This window comes from Streptomyces sp. NBC_01520, assembly GCF_045040375.1.
Taxonomy (GTDB): Bacteria; Actinomycetota; Actinomycetes; order Streptomycetales; family Streptomycetaceae; genus Streptomyces.
This window is the reverse complement of record NZ_CP109404.1, coordinates 215,482-240,322: the sequence shown is the minus strand read 5'-3', so window position 1 is coordinate 240,322 and position 24,841 is coordinate 215,482. Positions and strand designations below refer to the sequence as shown.

Sequence of the window (24,841 nt, the reverse complement as noted above, 5' to 3'; positions counted from 1 at the left end):
CGTTGGTTCGAACGGGGTGAAGCACGTGGGCCTCGCGGTGAGGAGCCTCGACGATGACCGTTCCACTCGACCGGCACTATCTGGTCGAACTACAGGTGTCGGCAGAGCGTATTTCCCAGCTGCGGCGCATAGTCGCCGCGCACCTTCGTCACTGGAGTCTCGATCTGCACGTCCGGCCGGTGTGCCGGGCGGCGGAGGAGCTCCTGACCAACGTCCAGCGGCATGTCGGCGCCGACAACAAGTGCGTCGTCGAGCTCCGCTTCACCGGCCGGCACCTGACGGTGTCCGTGGCCGACAACGACTCCCGGATGCCCAAGCCGCTCAGCGGCGGTGGCGGCGGTCTCAGCCGCGTCATGGCCCTCAGCGACAGCTGGGGCACCTGCAGGACCACGGACGGCAAAGTCGTCTGGTTCACGCGCTACGCGGAGACGCCGTGCACCACCGGACTGCTGCCGCGTACACCGCTCCCCGGAGGCCGCACGTTCCTCGCCGGACCCGTTCCCGCCCTCGTGTGACGAGCGGCCCGGCGCCCGGCCGGTGCGGACGGCGTGCCCCGCGCACGCATGATCCACGCCGGCCGGGTACGTGTGACAGGGGGCCGCGTCGCGCGGCAGGGCGTGGCGTGTCACGGTCGGTCAACCGATGCAAGGAGGCCATGTCATGCCCATCGCGACGGTGAATCCCGCGAACGGCGAGACGCTCAGGACATTCGACCCAATGGACGCGCGGGAGACCGAGCGCAGGCTCGCCGCCGCCCACCGGGCGTTCCACAGCTACCGCACGACGGACTTCGCCGAGCGGGCCCGGCTGCTGAACCGGGCCGCGGACCTTCTCGACGAGGACCGGCAGGAGATCGCCCGCACCATGACCACCGAAATGGGCAAGCCGGTCACGGCGGCCCGCGCGGAGGCCGCGAAGTGCGCGAAGGCGATGCGCTGGTACGCGGCCGAAGCGGAGCGCCTGCTCGCCGACGAGCACCCCGCGGACGCCGACGTCAAGGACTCAGGGGCCTCCCGGGCCTACATCCACTACCGCCCGCTGGGCGTGGTCCTCGCCGTGATGCCGTGGAACTTCCCGCTCTGGCAGGTCATGCGCTTCGCCGCGCCCGCACTCATGGCGGGCAACACCGGACTGCTCAAGCACGCCTCGAACGTGCCGCAGACCGCCCTGTACATCGAGGACCTGTTCACGAGGGCGGGATTCCCCGACGGCTGCTTCCAGACGCTGCTCGTCGGTTCGGGCGCGGTCGAAGCGATCCTGCGCGACCCCCGGGTCGCCGCGGCGACGCTCACCGGCAGCGAACCGGCGGGCCGGGCGGTCGCCTCCGCGGCGGGTGACGAGGTGAAGAAGACCGTGCTGGAGCTGGGCGGCAGCGACCCGTTCGTCGTCCTGCCGTCGGCTGACGTGGCCAAGGCCGCGGAGACCGCGGTGACCGCCCGGGTGCAGAACAACGGACAGTCCTGCATCGCCGCGAAGCGCTTCATCGTGCACGCGGACGTGTACGACGCGTTCGCCGAGCGGTTCACCGCGGGGATGCGCGCCCTGACCGTCGGCGACCCGCTGGAGGAGTCCACCGACGTGGGGCCGCTCTCCAGCGAACAGGGCCGCGCCGACCTGGAGGAGCTCGTCGACGACGCCGTACGCCAGGGCGCCACCGCGCTGTGCGGGGGAGGCAGGCCCGAAGGGCTGGGCGGCGGCCTGGACCGGGGCTGGTTCTACACGCCGACCGTCCTCGCCGGGATCACCCCCGGCATGCGCATCCACCGCGAGGAGACCTTCGGCCCGGTCGCGACGCTCTACCGGGTGGCGGACGTGGACGAGGCCGTGGAACTCGCCAACGACACCCCCTTCGGGCTCAGCTCCAACGTCTGGACGCGCGACCGGGCGGAGACGGCACGGTGCGTGCGCGACCTGGAGGCGGGCGGTGTCTTCTTCAACGGCATGACCGCCTCGCACCCCGCACTGCCCTTCGGCGGGGTGAAGCGCTCCGGCTACGGGCGGGAGCTGGCCGGGCACGGCATCCGGGAGTTCTGCAACGCCACCACCGTCTGGTACGGCCCCGAGTAGGACACCGAGATCAGCCCACCGTGGTGCGGACGGCGGGCGAGACAGCGCCGCCGCCGACGATCCGAAGGGCGTTCTCGCCCTTGATGCCGAGACGCACCCGCAGGCTGTAGCCGCCGTCGCCGGTGGTCCTCATGCTCGCGGGCAGGGACACCCAGCGCTTGCCCTGCTTCTGCTGGAGGGTCACCTGGGTGCCGGGGCGGATGTGCCGGGCGGATCCGTGGACACGGAACTCCTGCCAGGCCGCGACGTGGCTCAGGGTCGTCCGCGCGGTGAGCGCGGGCCGGGTCGCCAGGTCCTCCGCGCTCGCCCCGGACGGCGGTGCGGGGACACCGGAGGACGCTGCGGCCCCGCCCACCGCGCCGGCCAGCACCACCGCTGTGAGCAGGGCCGCCGCCGATGCGCGCCTGAATCGGTCCATGAATGGCTCTCCTTCGTGTACAGAGTGATCAGTGAGATCAACCCGGAGCGCCAAACCTAGACATAATTCACATAATCTCCATGCAAGGACACGCCCTCAGAAGCGCAGGGCCGCAGCGATCCGGCCGTGTTCCGCGAGGGAGTCGTCCGCGACGAACACCACGTCGCAGCCGTTGTCCAGCGCCGCCTCGATGAGCTCGTCGACGATGTCCTCGCGCACCTGGCCGTCCGCCGCCCGCCTCTCGGCGTCGTCGGCCGGCTCCAGGTGCTCGTCGGTGACTCTGACCGTCTGCTGGAAGTGCTCCTCCACGGCGACCAGGCCTGCACGGCCCTCCCGTACCGCGGCCCACACCTCGTCGAGGCCGCCCGCGAAGGAGTTGCTGCCCCGGGCGTTGTCGAGCCTCTCCTGGATGCCGGCCGCGGTCTGCCGCTGCCGGTCCTGGAGTGCGGGGGTCAGGTCCCTGAGGAGTTCGGGCGCGGTCGTCTCCGCGGTGGTGCCCTTCGCGGCCCTGCCGACGGCCGACCTGGAGGTCTCGCCCACCCCGTCGAGCAGGGCGAGCGCGGGAGCGAGGCCGACAAGGAACAGCGGCCGTGGCTCCGCCGCCAGGACCGCGCGCAGCTTCTCGTCGACCGTACGCAGGAAATTGCGCGCGTCCTCGCTGCTGTACGTGCTCGGGGTGTCGCCGATCCGCTCCTCGCGCTGCGGGTTGGGCTCCTCGTGCGGGGCCGTGAGCGGGAATCCGCCCCTGCTCTCCTTGCGCAGTCCGTCGTTCGTCCCCGACCACAGCGCCGCGTGCTCGGCGGACACACTCAGGACCCAGAAGAGCTGCGCCCGTGCCTTCGCCGCGACGAGGTTGCGGGTGAGGTAGGTGTCGCTGAGGACCACTCGTTCGGGCGCGGTGCGTGGCAGTTGCCAGATCTGGTACTCGTCGGCGTCGGCGAGGATGACCAGGGCGTCCAGGGCCCGTCGCTGGTCCACCTCCTCGGCCGCCCGGTCGAGCTGCGCCCTGATCGCGGCGCGGGACTCGCGGTTCACCCGCGGGTCGGCCTCCAGTCGGTTGGCGGCCTCGGCCACCAGGTTGCGCAGCCGTACGGCGTCCTGGGCGTTGTCCGGCGCCCGGCGGTGGGTCGGCATCGTCAGGGACAGGGCCGGATAGGGCCTGGTCGCTCGAAGTTCCTGCAACAGGCCGGCGGTCAGGGCGTCCGTATCCATCGTTCCCTCCCGGAGGGTTCAAGGTCCGCGGTGCTGGGGCCGCCCTGCGGGCTGGGGCGGGTCGTTCGACGAGTCAATTCATACCGTTTGATCCTAGGATGAGCGAGTTATCCCCTTGCTTTTCGGAGGTATGTGCGATGTCCACGCTCACCGTGTGGAAGTTCCACTCGGCCGACGGCGCCGAGAACGTGGAGGCGGCCCTGAAGTCCCTCCGGAAGGAAGACCCGATCAAGATCCTCGACGCCGCCGTCGTGACCTGGCCCGCCGAGCGATCGAAGCCGAAGACGAAGCAGCTGATCAACCTGGTCGGCGCCGGTGCGCTGAGCGGGACGTTCTGGGGGATGCTGTTCGGGCTCATCTTCCTGATGCCGCTGCTCGGCGCGGCCATCGGCGCGGCGGCCGGGGCGCTCGGCGGGAAGCTCGCCGACGTCGGCATCGACGACGAGTTCATCGCCGAGGTCAAGCAGAAGGTGACACCGGGGACTTCGGCGCTGTTCCTGCTGACCACGGACGAGGTGGCGAGCCGTATCGGCGAGTCGCTCCCCGGCGGCGGGGCCGAACTGCTCCACAGCAACCTCCGCACCGAGCATGAGGCCAAGCTCCGCGACATGTTCGGTGACGACGCGGAATGACCGCGCGAGAGTTGTACGTCCGCACCCCCGGCAGGCCGGGGTGACCGCGGCCGAAGCCGTCACGGACGCCCTGGATGAGCTGCACGCCCGGTTCGTAGGTGTGCGCGACGGCGAACAGGCGCACTACATCCCGCAGTTGACGCGTGCCGACCCGGGTGACTTCGGTCTGGCGCTCGTCAGCATGGACGGCCACTGCTACAGCGCGGGGGAGGCGGACACCCCATTCACCGTGCAATCGGTGTCCAAACCCTTCGTCTACGCGCTCACCCTGTCCTCGCTCGGCCTGGACGAGGTGGACCGCTGGGTCGGCGCGGAGCCCAGTGGTGAGGCGTACAACGCCATCAGCCTGGAGCCCGGCACGGGGCGGCCCGCCAACGCCATGGTCAACGCCGGTGCGATCGTCACCACCGCCCTGGTCCCCGACACCCCGGAGTCCCCCGCCTTCAACCGGATCCTGGCCTGCCTGAGCCGGTTCGCCGGGCGGCTGCTGGACGTGGACGAGGAGGTGTACGCGTCCGAGGCCGCCACCGGGGACCGCAACAGGGCGCTGGCCTACCTGATCCGCAGCACGGGGACCGCGCACCTGGACCCGGTGGCCGCCGTGGACACGTACTTCCGGCAGTGCGCGGTGCGGGTGACGGCCGTGGACCTCGCGGTGATGTCGGCGACCCTCGCGTACGGCGGGGTCAACCCGATCACCGGCGAGACCGTCGTCTCCGCGGAGGTCGCCGCGCAGGTGCTCGCCGTGATGGCCACCTGCGGCATGTACAACGGCTCCGGCGAATGGCTGCTGCGCGTCGGGCTTCCCGCCAAGAGCGGGGTGTCGGGCGGTCTGATCGCCGCAGGCCCGGCCCGCTTCGGCCTGGCCGCCTACAGTCCACCGCTGGACGCGGCCGGCACCTCGGTCCGGGGACGGGCGGCGCTCGGAGCGATTTCGGAGCGGTACGGGCTCCACCTCATGCGGAACCCGGCCCTGCCGGGCTCCACCGTCACGCTGGCCACCACCGCCGACGCGTTGCCCTCCGCCCCCTCGGGCCGGCGTGAGCGTGCCCTGCGCGAGCGGGTCGGGATCGTCGCGGCCCAGGGAGCCCTCGACTTCACCGCCGCCGAGCGCGTGCTGTACGCCCTGGACGAGTCCGGACCGGAGCGGACGGGTTCGGTCGTGCTCGACCTGAGCGAGGTGACGGGGGCCGACTCCGTCGCCCTGGGCCTGCTGCACGCGGGTCTGGCGCGGCTCGTCGCGGACGGGCGGCGCGCGGCCGTCGTCGACCCGGGGAACCGACTGGGTCCGCCCGACCTCGTCCGCGAACGGACCGGCCGGGACCTGCCGCGCTTCGCCTCCCGCGAGGAGGCGCTGGAGCGCTGCGCGCAGGTCCTGGCCGGTCCGGACTGAGCGTCTACCGGACGGCGGCCTCGCCTACCAGATGGCCTCGACCCACTCCGGGTGGTCGATGAACGGGTTCCGGTTGTGCTGGTACTCGTCGAATATGACGTCGTTGCGGTTCTGCTCGAAGCTGTCCGGCGGGTCCTCCTGGCTCCACTGCTTCAGTACGGAGAGCCGCCCGATGTACGGGGCCGAACCGTTGTTCACGCTGTTGTTCGGTTCGAGGTCGGCCCAGGAGTCGTCGCCCTCGTACCGCACCGCCATGTAGAGGATCATCCGGGCGACGTCGCCCTTGACCGCGTCGCGCGGTTCGAAGGAGTCGCTGTCGGTGTAGTTGCCGGGAGCTCCCGACACCGCGCTGCCGCCGTTGTCGAAGTCCTTGTTGCCGCGGATGGAGTTGACCTGGACGTCCTCGGGGCGCAGGTGGTGGATGTCGGTGCCGGGTCCGGTGGAGGTGCCGAAGTCGCCGTGCGACTTGGCCCAGACGTGCTCACGGTTCCACTGGCCGACGCTGCCGCCGTTGCTGCTCTTGGACTGCGAGCGGCCGGTGTAGAGCAGGACCACGTTGGAGGAGTTGGACGGGTCCTCGTCGGTGTTCTTGAGTGCCTCCCAGACCTGGCTGTAGGAGAGCTTGGTCTGGTTGCTGATGATCGTGTGCAGCGAGCCCTTGAGCGCGGTGCCGGTCTTGCCCAGGGCGTTCTGGTAGTAGGTGTCGTCGAGGGCGGTGAGTGACGTCGTGGCGGCGGCCGGGGCGGTGGCGGTGGCCGCGGGTGCGGTGGCCGCGACGCCCGTGAGTACGGCGATCGAGGCGGCTGAGGCCAGTAGTGGACGCGCGTAGAAACGGCGGCGACTGGACATGGGGGGTGTCCTCTCCGGAGCAGCAGGAACCGCGCCGCCGCCACCGGGTACGTGGCGGGAGCGGTGCCGTGGTTGCCGAGTGATGCCTGGTCAGCCGGGAGCCTTCCACACGTAGGGTGCCGGTCGTGTGAACGTTGCGTAATCATCATGTGCAGGTCAAGTGACGGCTGGAGCGGGCTGCCGGGGCAACGGATGCGGCAACGCCGTCCCGGCGCGAGAATTGCCGCAAGGACGAGGAGGCGGCATGAGCGAAGAGTCCGAAACCACATCCGCATCCGTGCCGGAGGAGCAGGGGGTGACTCCCGACCGTCTGCTGCACACAGGTGGGAACGACCGGCCGGCCGCGGAGGACCTGGTGCTCGCCTCCGGGCGGGACCTGACCCCGGAGACCCTGGAGTGGGCACGGCGCAGGCTGGCCGAGGAGGGCCGGTCGGCCCTGGACAAGCGGCTTCCGTAGGAACCCGCGGCGGGGAGCGTGCGGAACGCTCCCCGCCACTCGGCTAGCCTGAACGCAATATGAACCGTTTGACGACGTCACAGGGCGCATTCGATCTCGCCCGCTTTCCCGAGGACCCGCGCGACCCGTTCCGTGCGTGGGACGCCGCCGACGAGTACCTGCTGCGCCGGCTGGAGGGGGAGCAGGACAGCGAGCCGGTCGCCCTGTCCGGCACCGTCGCCGTGGTCGGCGACCGCTGGGGCGCCCTCGCCACCGCGCTGGCCGGACACCGTCCGGTACAGATCACCGACTCGTATCTCGCGCAGCGCGCCACCGCGGCCAATCTGGTCCGCAACGGCGGCGACCCGGACTCGGTGAGCATGCAGTCGGTGCGCGACACTCCGCCGGAGCGCATCGACGTGCTGCTCGTACGGGTGCCCAAGAGCCTTGCGCTCCTGGAGGACCAGCTGCACCGGCTCGCGCCGGCCGTCCACGCCGGGACCGTCGTCATCGGCACCGGCATGGTCAAGGAGATCCACACCTCCACCCTCAAACTCTTCGAGCGGATCATCGGCCCCACCCGCACCTCCCTCGCGGTGAAGAAGGCCCGGCTCATCTTCTGCACACCCGATCCGGCGCTGACCAGGAGCCCCAGCCCCTGGCCGTACCACTACGACCTGCCCGACGACGTCGGTGCCGTCTCCGGCCGGACCGTCACCAACCACGCCGGGATCTTCTGCGCCGAGCGCCTGGACATCGGCACCCGCTTCTTCCTGAAGCACCTGCCCGGGCGGACCGGCGCCGACCGCGTCGTCGACCTCGGCTGCGGCAACGGCGTCCTGGGGCTGTCCGCCGCACTCGCCAACCCCGAAGCCTCCGTCACCTTCATCGACGAGTCGTACCAGGCGGTCGCGTCCGCGGAGGCGACCTTCCGGGCCAACACGGGACCGGACGCCAAGGCGGACTTCCTGGTCGGGGACGTGATGGCGGGCCTGCCCGCGGGGAGCGTGGACCTCGTCCTCAGCAACCCGCCGTTCCACTCGCACCAGGCGGTCTCGGACGCCACGGCCCGGAACATGTTCCACGGTGCGCGTGCCGCGCTGCGCCCCGGCGGTGAGCTGTGGGTCGTCGGCAACCGTCACCTCGGCTACCACACGCAGCTGCGCCGGACGTTCGGCAACTGCACCACCGTGGCCGGCGACCCCAAGTTCGTCGTCCTGCGGGCCGTCAAGCGCTGACCCGGCTCAGGACAGGCCGTCCCGGCCGGGACGGCACCACGGGCCGCCGCGTCCCACGGGCGTGGCGGCCCGGCTCCGGCGCGCACAGTTCGGCAGGGCCCCACCCCTCCCCGGAACGTGCGCGGTTGCGGTATGCATGTACCGACGCGGCGGCGTCACCGTACGTTTCGCGATCTTCCGAGCACGACCGCACCCCGGCACGACGACCCGGCCGCGAGGCCTCCCGGTTCCCCAGTCGAGCGGAAGGTACGAGCCGATGGACGAGCCCACGAGAGACGCGGACCCCGGGCTGTTCGGCCCCGGTTCCGTCTCCTGGCAGATGCACGGGGACCCCATGATGTGGGTCGCCGGCGTACGCGCCCTCTACCTCCAGGCACTGCACCCGCGTGCCGTCCGCGGTGTCATGCAGAACTCGGACTTCCGCAAGGACGCCTGGGGACGGCTGATGCGCACCGCCGGTTTCGTCGGCACCCTCACCTACGGCACCACCGAGGCCGCGGAGAGGTACGGCGCCCGGGTCCGCAGGATCCACCGCCTCCTCAAGGCCACCGACCCGGCGACCGGCGAGAGCTACGGCGTCGACGAACCCGGACTCCTGCTCTGGGTGCACTGCGCCGAGGTCGACTCCTACCTCCAGGTACAGCGCCGCTCCGGCTTCCCCCTCACCGACACCCAGGCCGACCGGTACGTCGACGAACAGCGTGTCTCCGCCCGTCTCGTCGGCCTCGACCCCGCCGGAGTCCCCGCGACGGCCGCGGCACTCGCCGCCCACCTCCGACAGGTCCGCCCCGAACTCGCCGCCGGTCCCGAGGCGCGGGACGTCGACGACTTCCTGCGCAGCCCACCGGTCCACGCCCTGCTGACACCTGCGCGCGCACTGGTGTGGCGGCGTGTGGCGGCACTCGCCTACGACTCCCTGCCCCCGTACGCCCACGAGTTGTACGGCAGGCCGGCGCCGCCCCGGGAAGCCGTCGACCGCCGGCTGCGCACCACCGGCGCCACCCTGCGCCGCATCCCCGCACGCCTCCGCTGGTGCCTGCCGCCCGGACACATCGTGAAGGCGATGAAACGACTCGGTCCCGACAGCCGCCCCGCCCCGTACAAACTCCGCAGACAGGCCGCCATACTGGACGCGCCGGGGAGGGCGCAGCAGTAGGCGAAGCAACGGGGGCGACAACAGGCGATGGCGGACACCAGGCTGATCCAGAGCCGGTACCGGCTGCTCGACATGATCGGGCGCGGCGGCATGGGCGAGGTGTGGCGTGCCCGCGACGAATCGCTGGGCCGCCACGTGGCCGTGAAATGCCTCAAACCGATGGGCCCCCCGCACGACCGGTCCTTCACCCGCATCCTGCGTGAACGCTTCCGCCGCGAGGCACGGGTGGCCGCCGCGCTCCAGCACCGGGGCGTCACCGTCGTCCACGACTTCGGCGAGTCCGAGGGCGGCGTCCTCTATCTCGTCATGGAGCTCCTGGAAGGCCGCAACCTCAGCCAGCTCCTGGAGGACAACAAGCAGCACCCGCTGCCGGTCCCCGACGTCGTCGACATCGCGGAGCAGGTCGCCGACGCCCTCGGATACACCCATCAGCAGGGCATCGTGCACCGGGACCTCAAGCCCGCCAACATCATGCGGCTCGACGACGGCACCGTGAAGATCTGCGACTTCGGCATCGCCCGGCTGGGCCACGACATCGGCTTCAGCTCACGGCTCACCGGCACCGGAATCGCCATGGGCACCCCGCACTACATGTCGCCCGAGCAGATCAGCGGCGGTGAGGTCGACCACCGCAGCGACCTCTACTCACTGGGCTGCGTCCTCTACGAGATCGCCACGGGCGTACCGCCGTTCGACCTCGACGACGCCTGGGCGGTGCTCGTCGGACACCGTGACACCCAGCCCGAACCGCTGCGCACCCATCGCGCCGAACTGCCGGGGTTCCTCGACCGGGTCGTCCTGGACCTGCTGGCCAAGACGCCCGGGGAACGGCCCGCCGACGCGAGCGACCTGCGACAGCGCATCGCCCTCGGCCGTACCGGCGAACAGCCCCGCGGACCCGAGGCCGGAAGGTTCCGGCTCGCCCCGCCCGTGCCCGTCCTGCACCCCGGCCCGCCGGCCGTCTCCCGGACGCCGCGGCTGCCCTCCTGGACCCGCGACATGACCACCGGGCACAAGGCGACCGGCGCGGCCCACCTCGGCACCGCGCCCGTCGACCACTCGGCGGGCCTGACCGGGGCATGGACGACCGGGCTCGGACTGCTGCCCCTCCCCGGCCCCCCGGCCGCCCGGACCTCGCGCCCCACCCCGTCGCCCGAGTTCCTCGCCACCCTGGCCGGCCGGCACAGCGCCGGGCTGAACCTGGCACGCCTGGGTCACTGGGAGGAGGCCGCGGAGGTGCACCGGTCGGTCGCGGACGCACGCGAACAGGCCCTCGGCCCCGACCACCCCGACACCCTCACCAGCCGGTACGAGGTCGCCTTCACCCTCAGCCGCACCGGACACGCGGCCGACGCGCTGCGCGCCTTCGTGCGGGTCGCCGACGGCCGCGAACGCTCCCTGGGCCCCGACCACCCCGAGACGCTGGCGGTCCGCCAGGAGACGGCGTACGTCCTTGGGCAGCTCGGCCGGCACGTCGAGGCCCACCAGGTGTACGCCGCCGTGCTCGCGTCCCGGGAGCGTTCCATGGGCCCGGACCACCCGGACACCCTGCGCTGCCGCCACAACCTGGCCTTCAGCCTCAGCCGACTGGGCCGCGTCGAGGACTCGTACCGGATGGCCCGCGAGGTGGCGGACGCCCGCGCCCGGCTGCTCGGGGCGACGCACCCGGACACCCTGGTCACCCTGTACGAAGTGGCGTACACCCTCGGCCGGCTGGACCGCTGGGACGAGGCCCTGCTGACGTACCGCGAGGTCGCGCGGGCCCGCGCCGTCGTCCTCGGCCCCGACCACCCCGACACCCTGTCCGCGCGCTACGAGGTCGGCATCAGCCTCGGCAGGCTCGGCCGCAGCGCCGAGGCCCTGGAGCTGTACCGCGCGCTGGTCGAGGACCGTACCCGGATCGACGGGCCCGCGGACGAGGAGACACTGCGCGCCCGGCACGGCCTCGGCGTCAATCTGGGACGGATGGCCCGCTGGGAGGAAGCCCTCGTCGAGTCGCGCGACGTGTGCGCGATCCGCGAACGCACCCTGGGCCCCGACCACCCCGACACGCTCGTCAGCCGCCGGGAGGTCGCCGTCGGACTCGGCTGGCTCGGCCGGTGGGCCGACGCCCTCACCGACTACCGGGCGGTCGCCGAGGCCCGCGAACGGGTCCTGGGCGCCGGCCACCCCGACGCACTCGCCAGCCGCAACGACGAGGCGTACTGCCTGGAACAGCTCGGCCGCGGCACCGAGGCGGTGGAGCTGTACCGGCGGGTCGCCGACCTGTGCGGGCAGGGCGGCCCGCAGCCGCACTGAGCGGCGCTCAGGCCCCCTGGGCCCGAGCGCGGTAGAGGTCTCGCAGCAGCGCGATCTCGGCCCCGTGGTGCAGCAGTTCCTGATTGACCCACCAGACGATGTCGATGAACGGGTCCTCCGGGTCGCTGCCGTGCGGATAGGTGCTGTACCCGACCGTGTCGAGCGCCGCGTCGTCGACGCCGAGCAGCGCGGCACGCCACGCGGCGGCCCCGGCCTCGAAGGCCGCGATCGCCCCGGCGGCGTCCCCCACGACCCGCTGGTCGTCCCGGGTCAGGGTGTGCCCGCCGGCCGTGTGGTCGGCGCGCAGCGTCAGCAGTTCGGTGAGGTGGCTCAGACGCCACGCGAGGGTGGTGAACGGCGGGGGCGACGGATGCGGGGGCGACGTGGTGTCGCGCCCCCATTCGCCCGTACCGGCGAGCTGGGTCGCGGCCGGGCCGGGACCGGCGCTCCGGCGGCGGACCGACCAGCAGCCCGGCACGGGCTCCCACAGGTACTCCTCGTCCGTCATCACCGGGGCCTCGACGCCCGTGCCGTTGCCGCTGTCCACGAACGGGCCCGTCATCCGGTTCCCGAGGCGCTCGCGAGCCCGGTCGAACTGCTCCAGCAGCGGGATCAGACGTGCCGGCGGTGTGGCCATGGACTCTCCTGCGGCGAGGACGGGCAGAGCGGTCGAAGGCAGCACCCTGCCACAGCAGCACCCCGCGCCGCGCACCGTTTCCGTGCCCACGGCCCGTCACGGTGCTCTGGCCAGCAGGGATCGTCCCGTGTTACGAAGAGTCCATGCCCACGGACGAGACACCCGCACCCGGCACACCCGCGCACGACCGCTACGACGCGGTGATCGTGGGCGGCGGCCACAACGGCCTCGTGGCCGCCGCCTACCTCGCCCGCGCCGGGCAGTCCGTCCTCGTCCTGGAGCGCCTCGGCACCACCGGGGGAGCGGCCGTCTCGACGCGCCCGTTCGACGGGATCGACGCCCGGCTGTCCCGCTACTCGTACCTCGTCTCGCTGCTCCCGCCGAAGATCGTCCGCGATCTCGGCCTCGACTTCGCCGTACGCAAGCGCACGGTGTCCTCGTACACCCCGGCCGTGCGCGGCGGACGGGCCACCGGGCTGCTCGTCGGCGGCGACGGCACCCGGGCGTCCTTCGCCGAACTCACCGGCGACGACCGCGAGTACGACGCCTGGCAGCGTTTCTACGCGATGACCCAGCGGGTCGCCGAGCGGGTCTTCCCGACGCTCACCGAACCCCTGCCGGCCCGCGACGTGCTGCGGAGCCGGATCGACGACGCGGACGCCTGGCGCACCCTGTTCGAGGAGCCCATCGGGGTCGCCGTCGAGGAGCGGTTCACCGACGACCTCGTACGCGGAGTCGTGCTGACCGATGCCCTGATCGGCACCTTCGCCGACGCCCACGACCCCTCGCTGCTCCAGAACCGCTGCTTCCTCTACCACGTGATCGGCGGCGGCACCGGGGACTGGGACGTGCCCGTCGGCGGGATGGGTGCGCTCACCGACGCACTGGCCGGGGCGGCCCGGGCGGCGGGCGCCGAGATCCGCGTCCTGCACGAGGCCACCCGGATCGACACGGACGGCGCCCGCGCGGAGGTCACGGTCCGCTCGCCCGACGGCGAACGGGTGGTCGGCGCCCGCCGCGTCCTGGTCAACGCCTCGCCGCAGGCACTGGCCTCGCTCCTCGGTGACGAGCCGCCCGCCCCGGCCGAGGGCGCACAGCTCAAGGTGAACATGCTGCTCACCCGGCTGCCGGAACTGCGTGACCACGCCGTCGACCCGCACCGGGCGTTCGCCGGTACGTTCCACATCGCGGAGGGGTACACACAGCTTGCCGACGCCTACCGCGACGCGGCGGCGGGACGGCTGCCCGCCGCCCCGCCGTCCGAGATCTACTGCCACTCACTGACCGACCCGTCGATCCTCGGCCCCGACCTCGCGGCCCGTGGCTACCAGACCCTGACCCTCTTCGGGCTGCACACCCCCGCCCGGCTCTTCGCCGCGGACAACGGGGCGACGCGCGCGGTCCTGCTCAAGGCCACCCTCGCGGAACTCGACAGCCATCTGGAGGAGCCCATCGCCGACTGCCTGGCCCTCGACGGCAACGGCGAGCCGTGCATCGAGGCGAAGACACCGCTCGACCTGGAGGCGGACCTGAGGCTGCCCGGCGGCCACATCTTCCACCGGGACCTGTCCTTCCCGTACGCCACCGAGGGCACCGGCCGCTGGGGCGTCGAGACCGCGCACGCCAACGTCCTGCTGTGCGGGGCGGGCGCGGTGCGCGGCGGCGGGGTCAGCGGGGTGCCCGGCCACAACGCCGCCATGGCGGCGCTGGGCCGGTGACGGACCGCCCGTCGCCTACTGGCCGAACACTCCGCGCAATGCGGAGAGCTTGCGCGGCAGGTCGTACTCCGCGCCGCCCTCGTGCCCGTTGTAGGGGAACACCTCGATCTCGGCCGGGCCGGCGTACGCGTGGTACGCCGCGAACACGGTCGAGGACGGGCAGATCCGGTCCATCAGCCCGACCGAGAACCACGCCGGAGCGGTCGCCCGCGCCGCGAAGTTCATCCCGTCGAAGTACGACAGGGTCTCCATCGCCTCCTCGACCCGGAAGCGGTGACCGGACAGCCAGCGGGCGATCTCCGCGTACGGACCCGCGTCCGTGATCTGCGACCCGCGCCGGAAGTGGCACAGGAACGGCACGTCGGCGACCGCCGCCGCCACGTCGTCACGCAGCCCGGCCACCGCGAGGACGAGACCGCCGCCCTGGCTGCCGCCGAGCACCGCGACCCTGGAGGGGTCCACGGCCTCGTGGGCCTTCACCGCGTCCACGGCCCGCACCGCGTCGGTGATGAGCCGCCCGTAGTAGTGCCGGGCGGGATCCTCGATGCCGCGGGTGACGAACCCGGGGGAGGAGGAGCCGTGCCCGTCCGGGCCGAAGTCCGGGGTGTCCGCGGTGTTCTTGCCGCCGCCGCCCTGGCCCCGGTTGTCCATGACGAGGTGGGCGTAGCCGAGCGCGCTCCAGGTCAGCCAGGAGTACGGGATGCCGCGCCCGCCGTTGTAGCCGATGTACTGCACCACGGCGGGCAGCGGCCCGGAGCGGACGCGCGGCAGCATCAGCCACGCCTTCACCCGCTGGCCGCCCCAGCCGGAGAACGTCACGTCGAACACGTCCACGGTCGCGAATCCGGCGTCGTACGGGACGAAGGTGGCGTCCAGGTCGTTCCGGGCCGTCTCGGTGAGCGTCTTCTCCCAGAAGGCGTCGAAGCCGGCCGGCTCCTCCGGCTGCGGCCGGTACTCGCGCAACCGCTCCAGGGGCATGTCGAACAGCAAGGGTCTAGCTCCTCTTCAGGGTGAGGTTGAGGGTCGCGCCGTGCAGGTTCGCCGTGTCGGCGGTGATCCGGATGCCCCGGCCGGTGGAGGTGACGCGGACGCCCGGGTCCGCCGCGACGACCTTCAGGCCGCGCCGGGCGAGGTCCACGGCGACGGAGGACCGGAGCTGGGTCGGGTCCGAGAGCGCCACCCTGACCGTGGGGCCGTCCACCCGCACGAGCACCGAGGCGGGTCCGTCTGCGGTCAGCTCCTGGGCGGTGCCGGCGGTCCAGAAGTTCGCGGCGAGCAGACCGTCCGCGCGACGGCGCACGGCGTGCACCGCCGTCGAGTCGGAGACGAGCTCCACCGGGGGCGCCGCCGCCCACTGCCTGGTGCGCGCGGCGGAGGCGGCCGGGGCCTGCAGCCAGAAGTAGCCCGCACCGTCCGGAGCCGCGCCGTGGTCCTGCCACAGCGTCAGGTAGGAGCGGGTCACCGGAGTGTCGGTGCCGTACTTGAGGTTGATCTCCCGCCAGGTCGCGGTGCGTTCCTCACGCAGGCCGCGCAGCGTGGCGGGCTTCGGGAAGACGTAGCCGCCGGTGCCCTCGGCGTGCAGCCACCGCACCCCGTCGAGCCGCGCCGACCAGCCGGCGTCCGTGGGGGCGGCCATTCCGTCGACGAGGAGTGCCGCGCGCGGGTCGCGCAGCTTGCGGTTCTCCACGACGGTCTCCACCGTCCCCGCGTCCGCGGTGATCCCGGAGCCCACGCACGCGATCACGTCGTCCAGACAGAACCAGCTCTTGAGGCCCTGCAGCGAACTCCCGTACGCCCGCAGCTCCATGCCGTACGCACCGAGCGTCGTCCCCGGCAGCGCGGTGCCGCCCGCCCAGTCGGCCGTGCTCGTCGTGCGCTGCCCCGCCGCGTCCGCCGGCCGGCCCGCGACGACCGTGGTGCCCGGCAGCCGGGCGGCGTCGACGGTGGGCCAGTAGTCCTCGCTGTAGTGCCCGAGGTCGTCGGTGTACAGCAGCACCATGCCGTCGGAGAGGTGCCAGCCGTGCAGATTCTCGTTCTGGATCGACTCGTAGTTGTAGATCCGGCTCGAGTACGCCGAGATGCCCAGCGCGAACGACGGCCTGTGGTGCGCCGCCTTGTCCATCCGGGGGTGCTGCTTGTGGGCGACCAGCGGGCCGCGCGCGGGGACGGACGAGTCGAGGATCCGGCGGGCGGCGACGAGCGAGGCCAGATCGGTGACGGCCAGGAAGTCCCGGTAGGTGTCCTCGGCGATCCACTGCTTGACCAGCGCGGTGAACCGGTCGGCCGTGTCGCCCGGGAAGCTCGGGATCAGCCGCAGCACCGCCTCGATGACCGTCTGTGCCGAGGTGTGCCCCTGCTTGCTGGGACGCGCGATCTCACGGCCGCACACCGACGCCATCACATCGCCCCGGGCCAGCAGCGGATCGAAACCGTCGTCGACCCAGCCGCGGACGTTGTCGAGATCCGGGTCGGTGACCGTCCAGTCCGTGCCCGCGAGCAGATTGAGCAGCCGGGAGAGGTTGTTGAGCAGTTCCTTGCCGTAGCCGCCGTTGTACGGGTGCTTGTAGTGCTGGAGGAACGAGCCGTCGGAGTAGAAGCCCTCACCCGTGCCCGCCGAGCCGTCGGCCCGGTCGTTGAAGGCCAGGACGCTGTTGGCACCCGAACCCTCGACGTCCGAAAGAGCGTCGCGCACCCGGGCCAGGGCGTCCCCGTCGTCCCGCAGGACGGCGTTGACCGCGACCACGGTGGAGATCCACACCCGGTTCGCCCCGGTCGCGATCTGCCGGTCCGCCCGCCACAGGTTCGGGTCGGGCGTGTAGTGCCGTACGGCCTCGTTGATCCGGGCCAGACGTTCCGTGCCGAGCACGTCGTACAGCAGCACGGACGCGTCGTTGAGCGCGAGCGCCGAGCCGATCTCCCAGTCCCAGTCGTTGTCGAACCGGGTGTGCTCGGCGCCGTACCGGTGCGTCAGCATCCAGTCGATGCCCGCGAGCAGCAGGTCGGCGAGTGCCGTGTCCCCGTGCTGCGGGGTGCCGGGTACGGCCCACGCGGTGGCGATCGTGGCCAGCCGCTTGAACGACGTGGTGACGTGGTTGGAGAGCGTGGTGCTGGTCAGGTCGGCGAACAGGCCGTCGGTACGGGACGGGTCCATGCCCTTAGCCGCCGTGGTCGCGGCACGGCCGGTGCGGGCGACCGCCGCCGCGATCCGCTCGTCCGCCAGGTCGAGACCGGCGCCCCCGGTGAGCAGCGTGTGCCAGCGGACCCGCAGCGCGGCCGCGTCCCCGGCGGCCGCGTGCGCGGCCCCGGACGTAAGGGTGAGGGGCAGGGTGACGGCCACGCCGAGCGCCGCCGCTCCGGCCAGGACGGTACGTCGGGTGGTTCCACTGTTGGTGCCTGGATTCATGCGGGCCCTCACAGGAGGTGTCGGCGGTCGACGGCCGCGGCGAGCGCGGCGTGACCGGAAGGGTTGGGGTGCAGGCCGTCGCCGCTGTCGAACGCGGGGAGCAGGCGCGAGGGACGGGCGGGATCACGCAGGGCGCCGTCGAAGTCGGCGACCGCGTCGAACAGCAGGCCGGTGCGTACGGCGCGGTTGATCTGCTGCCGGACCGCGTCGAGTTCCGGTGTCCAGCGGATCCATCCCTCGAACGGGGTGATGGTGGAGCCGACGATCCGCAGCCCCGCGTTCCTGGCCCGCAGGACGAGCTGGCGGTAGCCGGCCAGGACGAGTGCGGGATCCGTCTGGGAGGGCGGCTGCTGGAGGTCGTTGATGCCCAGGTGGACGAGCACGGTGCGCAGTCCGGGCAGCGAGAGGACGTCGCGGTCGAACCTGGCCTGTCCGCCCGGCCCGAACCGGGCGTCGTCCAGCAGCAGCCGGTTGCCGCTGACACCGAGGTTGGCGACGGCCGATCCGGGCAGCCGCCGGGCCAGCTGGTCCGGCCAGCGCAGGTCCGCGTCGTCGGGTGTGCCGACGCCCTCCGCGATGGAGTCGCCGAGCACGGCGAGCACCGGACCGTGGGCGCCGGTCACCTCGACGCCGGTGAGCAGGAACACGGAGGTGGTGCGGACCCCGTCGACGGTGTGCGAGGCATGGGTGTTGCGGTGGAAGGACAGGGGCCCGGTGGGGCCGGGCAGCCGGGTCTCCACCGTCAGCCGCGAAGCCGCCGGCACGCTCAGCCCGTGGACCGGATCACTGGTCAGGGACGCGCCCGCGGCCAGCCAGGCCTGCCGCTTCCCGCCGAACGTCACCGCCCGCCCGCCGGCCGTCACCGGACCGATCAGGACCGGTGCGGCCCCGAAGGCGTTCCCGTACCGCAGACGCACCTGCCCGCCGGCCGACAGCCGCAGGACGGCCGTGAACACACCGTCGGTGAGTCCGTGGGCGGCCACCGTGTCGGTCCCGGTCGGCGCGGTCTGCGCCGTCGCCCAGGACGTGGACCAGCGCGACCCGCCGCCGTCACCGTCACGCGCTGTCGTCGCGGCCCGGGCTCCGGGCGCGGCCGCCACCACGGCCACGCCCGCCGCTGCCGCCGCCAGAATCCCGCGTCTCGCGGGCCCCCGGCCGGTCACTGCGGGCACGCACCGGTCGGGTTGTACTCGCTCGCGTAGGTGCCGACCGCGTTGCCGCCGGTGTTGCCGCTCATGGTGTTGGTGCACACAGGGCCCTGCGGGGTGCGCATGAACTTGATGCCGCCGCCCGCGTTGCCGGTGATGGTGTTGCCGTACACGCTCGTGTCCGTGCCGTCGGCCGCGGTGTCACCGCCGAGCCGGACACCGGCGCCGACGTTGTCGTGCACGGTGTTGTAGCGGAAGATGTTGCCGCTGCCCCGGGCGTCGAGTCCGCCGGAGCTGGCGTCCTTCTGGCCGCTGCAGTCGTTGTACTCGACGTAGTTGTTCGTCGAGTTCTCCTTCACGTCGACGCACTCGTTGCCCTGCGTCGCGATGGTGTTGTGGTGGATGCGGTTGTTCCTGCTGATGTCCGCCGCCGCGTCCGGGGCGCCGTTCGCGCCCTGCTGCTCGGGGGCCGTGCCGAGGTAGATGCCCTCGCCGTTCTTGCCGCCCCCGCCGAACTTGAAGTCGGCGACCCCGCAGTTGGTGATCGTGTTGTCGTTCACCTCCGCGCCGGTGACCAGATAGCGCAGCCGCAGGCATTCGTCGGCGGCGTTCTTCAGCGTCATCCCGGTGATGTGCAGGGCTCCCACCCCGTTCCCCGGGGTCGTGCTCATGACATATATGAGCTTCAGTCGATAGCCGGCCACATCGCTGGACGAGCCGTGCAGCCCGTCCACCGTGAAGCCGCTCAGCGTCGTCGAGTCGTGCTGCACCTGGATGATCCGGGGGCCGCCGGCCCCCTTCACCACGGCGCCCGACGGGCCGGTGAGCGTGACACCGGAGCGCTTGGTCACCACGTCCTGCCGGTAGGTGCCGGCCGCGAGGTTCACCACCGCGCCCGTGGGGGCCAGGTCGAGGGCCTTCTGGATCGTGGCGAGCGGCGCCCCCGCCGACGTACCGGCGTTGGAGTCGCTGCCGGTCGGCGAGACGTAGTACGCCGTCGCCGCCTCGGCGGCCACGGACGGCGCCGGGAGAAGGAGCGAGGTGCCGGCGGCCAGAGCGGCGGCCAGGGTGGTGCGCAGTGCGTGGCTCATGAGGTGTGCCTCCTGGGATCAGCGAAGGACAGAGCGAGCAGTACGGGGATGCTGGGGCCCAGCAACAGCGGCCCCAGCGGTACGACCAGTGAGAGCAGCACGGCGGAGACCACCGCGCCGAGCAGTGCGGTGCCCCGGGCCGGGGACCCGAAGCCGAGCGCCAGCGCCCCGGCCGACCAGGTACGGACCGAGCCCCGCGGAGTCAGTCCGGCCTCGGCGGCGAGGGCGATGTGATGGATGACGAGCGCGGCGGCGATGCCCACCTGCGCGGCGAGCACGACGAAGGTCCACGGCTCCGAACGGGACAGCAGATACACGATGTTCGCGCCGAGGACGACCGCTGCCGCCGTCGACAGCAGCCCGTGCCGCCACAGCGCGCGCCAGTAACGGGGGAACGCGGCGAACGCGTTGACGAACACGCGGCTGTCACCCTCCGTCCGCCACAGCTGCAGCGCGTGCGCCATGGCCGCGAGTGCGGGCAGCCACGTCACGACGCCCAGGGACAGCAAGGTGCACGCCGCCCCGGCGACGGCCGGATACGCGAGGTACTCCAGGCGCCGCAGCAGCGTCGGCCAGCCGGACGAGAGGGTTGCCTGCATGATTCAGCCGACCTTTCCTGTGTAGGGCTCCGGCACGTCGAGGAGCACGTGCCCGTCCAGCTCCAGCAGTGTGCACCGCACGACGTACGGTGCGGAGCCGGCCCGGATCAGCACGGCGGCGCCGTCGGCGCTCACCCGTGCCGTACGGATCCGACGGGCGACGGGGGACAGCAGGACGCTCTCCCCGGTCTCCGCGAACATGACCCCGTGCCCGTCGAGGCACTCGATCCGCTCACCGGCCGGTTCCCCGCCGGGCACGACGGCGGTGAGGAAGAGACCGTCCGAGGCCCGCGGGGCCGTCGAACGCAGCGTGTGCAGCGTCCGCGTGAGACGCAGCTCCGGCGTACTGGAGGTCGGATTGGCCTCCACCTCGGTGACCTCGCAGGTGACCGAGGCGTCGTGGGGTGCGAACTGCCGTACGAGCGCGGTCGCCGCGCCCGACCTGATCAGCCGGCTGCCGTCCGGCCGCGGCTCGGTCGGACGGTCGGTCTGCAGCAGGAACGTCCACTCCCGCTCCGCGTCCGCCTCCGCCAGGTCGAGCAGCACGAGCCGTCCCGACGGGGTGAACACCAGGGTCCGGTCCAGGCGCCGGACGCCGAGCGCGGGGTCGTACATCGCGGCGATCTCCGCCGTGGCGTGCGCCCAGCCGGTCTCGGCGCCCACCAGGACATCGCGCTGCCTGGCCTGCCTTTCGTACGGGATGTCCTTGTAGACGTGGTAGCGGTTCTCGTCCGCGTACCCCTGTCCGTCCACCAGCAGCAGATTGTGGTGCGCCGCCCGCTTGCGGTTGCTGTAGCCCTCGTCGACGGCGAGGAACGCCCCCTGCGAGACCAGCACGAACGAGCCGGAATCCGGGTGGTGGTGACCCTGGTTCAGGGTTTCCCAGCCCAGTTCGTCCCGGTGCTTCGCCGAGGTCTCCCACGCGGTGTGGCCACCACCCGGACTCGCCTTGAACGACACCAGCGTGGCGTCCTCGTCCCACCCGGTGCGGGCCGCGAGCAGCCCGAGATCGGGGAAGAACGCACGGGTCTCGGTGGGCCGGGCCGCCGGGACGGACGGGTCGTACCAGAGGTACTCCAGATAGGCCTCGGGCAGGATTCCCGGCCGCACCCCGCTCTCCGCCGCCTCCTGCCACAGCAGCTCGCCCGAGGCCAGATCGCCCATCCACCGGGCCTCCGGGATGCCGTACTGGGCGGCGAGCCGGTAGTACAGCCCGGCGCTGTGGCCGCTCCGCCGGTCGTGGCAGTCGCCGTGATCGACGTTGAACGCGAAACCCGGCGCCGTCTGGTGGAGCCGGTAGCGGAAGGTGTTGGCGAGGAACCCGCCGCGCTCCCACCAGTCGACACCCTCCGCCTCCTTCAGGAGATCCAGATGGATCGCCAGGAACGGCACCCCGTAGCGCCAGTACACGACGCCCTCGGCATGGGAACCGTCGGCCGGCATCAGGTCCAGGACCGTGCCGAGATTGTCCTTGGCACGCTGGGTCCACTCCTCCTTGCCCAGGACGTAACCGGCGGTCGCCAGGCCCGCGTAACAGATCCAGTTGTGGTTCTGCCAGTACGAGGACGACCACCAGCGGCCCTCGCTCGCCACCGCGAACTCGTACATCCGGCGGCCCTGCAGCAGCAGCTTGTACCGCAGCAGCGCCCGCACCCCGTCCGGCAGGTCGTCACCGATCCACCGGTAGGCCAGCGACAGATGGTGCAGCAGCCAGCCCGCGTCCAGGTCGTGGTCCGGCATGTGGGCCCGGCCCCAGTGCGGCAGCCGCACCGCCGCCTCGATCCAGCGCCGGCTCTCCGCCAGATGCGCTCCGTCGCCGGTGACGCGGTACGCCAGAGCCGGGTTGGAGGCGGCGGGGCCCAGCCAGGTGATGCTGGCCAGGGGGTGCGTGCGGGGCGGGGTGAGGCCGCGATGGCGCGCGGCCTCCTCCCGCAGCCGGACCTCCTGCGCGGGGCGAGCGCCCGGTGGCGGCGTGGCGGACAGCAGCAAGGATCAGCCCTCCGTCCGGAAGCGCGCGGTGGAACCGTCCGCCAGATCCACCGTCAGCTCCTCGCCGTCGAGTCGTACGTCACTCACCGCGGGGCCCGCGGAGGCCGCCTGGTACACCGAGGCGAAGGTGACCCGGTCCGCCTCGGCGGTGAGGTCGACCCGGGTGCGCACGCGCTGCGGATCGTCGGCCGGACCGGGCCCCGGCCGGGTCACCGGCCGGACCGGCACCCCCGGGGTGTGGGTGTGCCAGCCGTGCAGGGTCTCGTCTCCGTACCAGGTGGTGCGTACGGGGCCGGCGGCCTGCAGCTGGATGTCGAGCTCCGTTCCCGGGCGGAGCTGGGCCGTGATCCGGCGCGCCTCCCGGCCCGTCACCGTCAGCAGGTCCACCAGGTAGCAGTCGCCGGCCACCACCCGCCGTACCGCGCGCACCCCTTCGTACGCCTCGGTGACCTCGGCGGTCACCGAGACGGCGTCCGAGTCCAGCAGCGCGCCCGTGCACTCCGCCTGCTCGGCGCCGTCCACCCGGAACGCCGGATGGGCCTCGGTGGAGGTGTACAGATCGCGGAACTCGGCGTGCGCGTACGGCACCTGGCCGGGGTCCGGCTGCCACGGCGTCGTCGCCCCGTACAGATAGAGGGACAGCTTGTCGCGGTGCCCGTGCGAGCCCCCGTGCGGACCGAAGTCCAGCAGCGCGTGGACGCCCGCCACCCGCACCACGCCGTAACCGGCCGCCGGGAACACGGTGACCGGACCCGGAGCCGGGCGGCGGGGGAGCGGTGGCCCGGCGAACCAGCCGCCGAGCTCCCGGTCCAGCCCGTCGTCCTGGGTGCCGAGCTCGGCCCGGGCCCGTGCCGCCACCGCCTCCAGCGCCTCGGACGGCACCAACTGCTGCGCGAGCGCCACCAGTTCGAGCCATTCCAGAGCCAGCGGGCGACGCAGGTAGGGGCCGTCGTGCAGCGCCGGCAGAATGCCGCCGTCCGTCGCGATCGCCGCCAGGACGTCCGTCATCCCGGCCAGCACCCCCACCACGTCGGACGGGATCGCCCTCGGATCGGTGGAGCGGAGCGCCAGCAGGGCCGCCCGCAGCACGAACCCGTGGTAGTAGGTGCTGCCCTCCCACTCCCAGCCGTCGTCCGCGACCGCCACCCGAAGATGGGCGTACAGGCCGTGGTCACCCTCCAGCCACTGCTTCGCGCCGTCCCACTCCCGGCCGCGGGCCGCCGACGCCGCCCGGCTCGTGGCGACGCCTGCCGCGTTCAGCCACGCGGTGTAGTTGGACGCGAGGTGCCCCTGGCCGGTCAGCACGTCACGGGCGTCGAGCGCCGCCCGCTCCAGGTCGTCGAGCAGCGGCAGCACCGCCGCCAGATCCTCCGTGCCCGTCGCCGCGAGCGTGCTCACCGCGTGCCCGATGTTCACCGCCCAGATGGCGTCGGTCAGCGCCTGGTGGAAGAGCCGGCCGCGCAGCATCCACGCCTGCGCCTCGCCGTGCCGCTCCGTGGCGAGGCCCGCGTACACCTCGGCGTACTCGGCGAGCCCGGCCACCGCCTCCGCCCGGTCGCCGTGATGGGCGAGCACCCGCAGATGCCGTGCCCACGCCTGGTGCGACAGCACCAGCCACGCGCCGCGCACCGCCTCCGTGTCGACCCGGCAGCCGTGCGAGCAGCGCGCGCCGTCCTCGGGGAAGACCCCGCCGAGGAGATCGCCGTGGTCGAGCTCGACCCCGTGCGCCGGGCACACGTACGCGTGCCACCAGCCGCCCCGCTCCCGGGCGATGCGCCTCAACGCGGCCACACGCCACCGTCGATGTCCACCGTGGTGGCGGTGAGGAAGCCCGAGGCGGGCAGGGCCAGATGGACGACCGCGTGGGCGACGTCCTCCGGCGTGCCGGCCCGGCCGACCGGGATGCCGGCCTCCATCGCCCGCTGGGCCTCGGGAGCGGTGAACGTCTCGTGGAAGGCGGTGCCCTTGATGAAGCCCGGCGCGACGGTGTTGACCGTGATGCCCGTACCCGCGAGCTCCTTCGCCAGGCCCTTGGTGAAGCCGCGGATGCCCGCCTTGGCGGCCGCGTAGGCGACCGAGCCGGGGCCGCCGCCGTTGTGCGCGGCCAGGGACGACATCGTGATGACGCGCCCGGCGGAGGACTGCGTCAGATACGGCAGCGCCGCCCGCACCGTGCGGAACGCCGACGTCAGATTGACGGAGATGACCTGGTCGAAGTGGTCGTCCGACATGTCCGCGATCTTCTCGCGGCCGATCAGATGTCCCGCGTTGCAGACCAGGATGTCCAGGCCGCCGAGGAATCCGGCGGCCTCCTCGACCAGCGTGTCCACCTCGCCGCTCAGCGTCGCGTCGGCCTTGAACGCCCTGGCCCTGCGGCCCAGCGCCTCGATCTCGGAGACCGTCTTCGCGGCCTCCTCGGCGGAGGAGTGGTAGTGGACGGCGACGTCGGCGCCGGCCTGTGCCAGGGCGACGGCGATGGCGCGACCGATGCCGTGGCCCGCTCCCGTCACCAGTGCGCGGGAGCCGTTGAGTTCAGCAGACATGGGTGGAGCCCTTT

The 24,841-nt window shown here is 72.5% G+C and carries 21 protein-coding genes; 9 read left to right on the top strand and 12 right to left on the bottom strand.

Annotation, left to right across the window (positions count from 1 at the left end):
- The first annotated feature begins 53 nt into the window (after positions 1–53).
- Entirely contained in the window at positions 54–515 is a 462-nt protein-coding gene (locus OG524_RS01095) for an ATP-binding protein (protein WP_405392879.1), read from the top strand.
- Positions 516–660: 145 nt separating this feature from the next.
- On the top strand, positions 661–2,067 hold the full coding sequence (locus OG524_RS01090) for an NADP-dependent succinic semialdehyde dehydrogenase (protein ID WP_405808600.1): 1,407 nt from the start codon (positions 661–663) through the stop codon (positions 2,065–2,067).
- A gap of 10 nt (positions 2,068–2,077) precedes the next feature.
- On the opposite strand, the gene OG524_RS01085 is transcribed toward OG524_RS01090, so the two are convergent.
- Positions 2,078–2,485: a hypothetical protein gene (locus OG524_RS01085; RefSeq protein ID WP_405392881.1), complete on the bottom strand. Its 408-nt coding sequence runs from the start codon at positions 2,483–2,485 to the stop codon at positions 2,078–2,080.
- A 96-nt stretch (positions 2,486–2,581) separates the two neighbouring features.
- On the bottom strand, positions 2,582–3,697 hold the full coding sequence (locus tag OG524_RS01080; protein ID WP_405392882.1) for a chemotaxis protein: 1,116 nt from the start codon (positions 3,695–3,697) through the stop codon (positions 2,582–2,584).
- Between the two features lie 137 nt (positions 3,698–3,834).
- Here OG524_RS01080 and OG524_RS01075 point away from each other — a divergent pair, with 137 nt between their 5' ends.
- Together OG524_RS01075 and glsA are read left to right on the top strand one after the other, a co-directional pair.
- Complete coding sequence (locus OG524_RS01075; protein WP_405392883.1) at positions 3,835–4,329, top strand: DUF1269 domain-containing protein; 495 nt, start codon at positions 3,835–3,837, stop codon at positions 4,327–4,329.
- Positions 4,330–4,369: 40 nt separating this feature from the next.
- On the top strand, positions 4,370–5,722 hold the full coding sequence (glsA, locus tag OG524_RS01070; protein WP_405392884.1) for a glutaminase A: 1,353 nt from the start codon (positions 4,370–4,372) through the stop codon (positions 5,720–5,722).
- Positions 5,723–5,746: 24 nt separating this feature from the next.
- Here the strand turns inward: glsA and OG524_RS01065 are convergent, their stop codons facing one another.
- Positions 5,747–6,571 (bottom strand): endonuclease I family protein, encoded by an 825-nt coding sequence (locus OG524_RS01065; RefSeq protein WP_405392885.1) that lies wholly within the window; start codon positions 6,569–6,571, stop codon positions 5,747–5,749.
- Between the two features lie 244 nt (positions 6,572–6,815).
- On the opposite strand from OG524_RS01065, the gene OG524_RS01060 reads away from it, so the two are divergent.
- The 4 genes from OG524_RS01060 to OG524_RS01045 all read left to right on the top strand — a co-directional run bounded on the left by OG524_RS01060 (position 6,816) and on the right by OG524_RS01045 (position 11,699).
- Positions 6,816–7,028, top strand: a complete 213-nt coding sequence (locus OG524_RS01060) for a hypothetical protein (protein WP_405392886.1) — start codon at positions 6,816–6,818, stop codon at positions 7,026–7,028.
- A gap of 59 nt (positions 7,029–7,087) precedes the next feature.
- Positions 7,088–8,245, top strand: a complete 1,158-nt coding sequence (locus OG524_RS01055; RefSeq protein WP_405392887.1) for a methyltransferase — start codon at positions 7,088–7,090, stop codon at positions 8,243–8,245.
- A 256-nt stretch (positions 8,246–8,501) separates the two neighbouring features.
- Positions 8,502–9,401, top strand: a complete 900-nt coding sequence (locus OG524_RS01050) for an oxygenase MpaB family protein (RefSeq protein WP_405392888.1) — start codon at positions 8,502–8,504, stop codon at positions 9,399–9,401.
- Positions 9,402–9,428: 27 nt separating this feature from the next.
- On the top strand, positions 9,429–11,699 hold the full coding sequence (locus tag OG524_RS01045) for a tetratricopeptide repeat protein (RefSeq protein ID WP_405392889.1): 2,271 nt from the start codon (positions 9,429–9,431) through the stop codon (positions 11,697–11,699).
- 7 nt (positions 11,700–11,706) lie between these two features.
- Here the strand turns inward: OG524_RS01045 and OG524_RS01040 are convergent, their stop codons facing one another.
- Positions 11,707–12,336 (bottom strand): DinB family protein, encoded by a 630-nt coding sequence (locus OG524_RS01040; RefSeq protein ID WP_405808595.1) that lies wholly within the window; start codon positions 12,334–12,336, stop codon positions 11,707–11,709.
- Between the two features lie 143 nt (positions 12,337–12,479).
- On the opposite strand from OG524_RS01040, the gene OG524_RS01035 reads away from it, so the two are divergent.
- The gene (locus tag OG524_RS01035) at positions 12,480–14,054 is read left to right on the top strand and encodes a phytoene desaturase family protein (RefSeq protein ID WP_405808593.1); all 1,575 of its coding nucleotides are present in this window, start codon (positions 12,480–12,482) and stop codon (positions 14,052–14,054) included.
- 15 nt (positions 14,055–14,069) lie between these two features.
- On the opposite strand, the gene OG524_RS01030 is transcribed toward OG524_RS01035, so the two are convergent.
- Genes OG524_RS01030 through OG524_RS00995 form a run of 8 tightly spaced genes read right to left on the bottom strand, consistent with a single transcriptional unit; the run spans position 14,070 to position 24,827 of the window.
- Entirely contained in the window at positions 14,070–15,044 is a 975-nt protein-coding gene (locus OG524_RS01030) for an acetylxylan esterase (protein WP_405392892.1), read from the bottom strand.
- A gap of 4 nt (positions 15,045–15,048) precedes the next feature.
- Entirely contained in the window at positions 15,049–17,457 is a 2,409-nt protein-coding gene (locus tag OG524_RS01025) for a polysaccharide lyase 8 family protein (RefSeq protein WP_405392893.1), read from the bottom strand.
- A gap of 8 nt (positions 17,458–17,465) precedes the next feature.
- Entirely contained in the window at positions 17,466–18,629 is a 1,164-nt protein-coding gene (locus OG524_RS01020; protein ID WP_405392894.1) for an SGNH/GDSL hydrolase family protein, read from the bottom strand.
- Positions 18,617–19,696: a DUF1565 domain-containing protein gene (locus OG524_RS01015; protein WP_405392895.1), complete on the bottom strand. Its 1,080-nt coding sequence runs from the start codon at positions 19,694–19,696 to the stop codon at positions 18,617–18,619. Before OG524_RS01015 ends, OG524_RS01020 begins: the two co-directional genes overlap by 13 nt.
- Positions 19,693–20,295, bottom strand: coding sequence for a DUF624 domain-containing protein (locus OG524_RS01010; protein WP_405392896.1), 603 nt, complete (start codon positions 20,293–20,295; stop codon positions 19,693–19,695). Before OG524_RS01010 ends, OG524_RS01015 begins: the two co-directional genes overlap by 4 nt.
- A gap of 3 nt (positions 20,296–20,298) precedes the next feature.
- On the bottom strand, positions 20,299–22,284 hold the full coding sequence (locus tag OG524_RS01005) for a hypothetical protein (RefSeq protein ID WP_405808590.1): 1,986 nt from the start codon (positions 22,282–22,284) through the stop codon (positions 20,299–20,301).
- Between the two features lie 3 nt (positions 22,285–22,287).
- A complete protein-coding gene (locus OG524_RS01000; protein ID WP_405392898.1) occupies positions 22,288–24,075 on the bottom strand; it encodes a heparinase II/III family protein in 1,788 nt (595 codons plus the stop codon).
- Positions 24,063–24,827, bottom strand: a complete 765-nt coding sequence (locus OG524_RS00995; RefSeq protein WP_405392899.1) for an SDR family NAD(P)-dependent oxidoreductase — start codon at positions 24,825–24,827, stop codon at positions 24,063–24,065. The genes OG524_RS01000 and OG524_RS00995 overlap by 13 nt, the downstream gene beginning before the upstream one ends.
- Positions 24,828–24,841 lie beyond the last annotated feature (14 nt).

Coding starts and splice junctions, on each gene's coding strand:
- OG524_RS01095 (WP_405392879.1), top strand. CDS start 54: ATGACCGTTCCACTCGACCGGCACTATCTGGTCGAACTACAGGTGTCG.
- OG524_RS01090 (WP_405808600.1), top strand. CDS start 661: ATGCCCATCGCGACGGTGAATCCCGCGAACGGCGAGACGCTCAGGACA.
- OG524_RS01085 (WP_405392881.1), bottom strand. CDS start 2,485: ATGGACCGATTCAGGCGCGCATCGGCGGCGGCCCTGCTCACAGCGGTG.
- OG524_RS01080 (WP_405392882.1), bottom strand. CDS start 3,697: ATGGATACGGACGCCCTGACCGCCGGCCTGTTGCAGGAACTTCGAGCG.
- OG524_RS01075 (WP_405392883.1), top strand. CDS start 3,835: ATGTCCACGCTCACCGTGTGGAAGTTCCACTCGGCCGACGGCGCCGAG.
- OG524_RS01065 (WP_405392885.1), bottom strand. CDS start 6,571: ATGTCCAGTCGCCGCCGTTTCTACGCGCGTCCACTACTGGCCTCAGCC.
- OG524_RS01060 (WP_405392886.1), top strand. CDS start 6,816: ATGAGCGAAGAGTCCGAAACCACATCCGCATCCGTGCCGGAGGAGCAG.
- OG524_RS01055 (WP_405392887.1), top strand. CDS start 7,088: ATGAACCGTTTGACGACGTCACAGGGCGCATTCGATCTCGCCCGCTTT.
- OG524_RS01050 (WP_405392888.1), top strand. CDS start 8,502: ATGGACGAGCCCACGAGAGACGCGGACCCCGGGCTGTTCGGCCCCGGT.
- OG524_RS01045 (WP_405392889.1), top strand. CDS start 9,429: ATGGCGGACACCAGGCTGATCCAGAGCCGGTACCGGCTGCTCGACATG.
- OG524_RS01040 (WP_405808595.1), bottom strand. CDS start 12,336: ATGGCCACACCGCCGGCACGTCTGATCCCGCTGCTGGAGCAGTTCGAC.
- OG524_RS01035 (WP_405808593.1), top strand. CDS start 12,480: ATGCCCACGGACGAGACACCCGCACCCGGCACACCCGCGCACGACCGC.
- OG524_RS01025 (WP_405392893.1), bottom strand. CDS start 17,457: ATGAATCCAGGCACCAACAGTGGAACCACCCGACGTACCGTCCTGGCC.
- OG524_RS01015 (WP_405392895.1), bottom strand. CDS start 19,696: ATGAGCCACGCACTGCGCACCACCCTGGCCGCCGCTCTGGCCGCCGGC.
- OG524_RS01010 (WP_405392896.1), bottom strand. CDS start 20,295: ATGCAGGCAACCCTCTCGTCCGGCTGGCCGACGCTGCTGCGGCGCCTG.
- OG524_RS00995 (WP_405392899.1), bottom strand. CDS start 24,827: ATGTCTGCTGAACTCAACGGCTCCCGCGCACTGGTGACGGGAGCGGGC.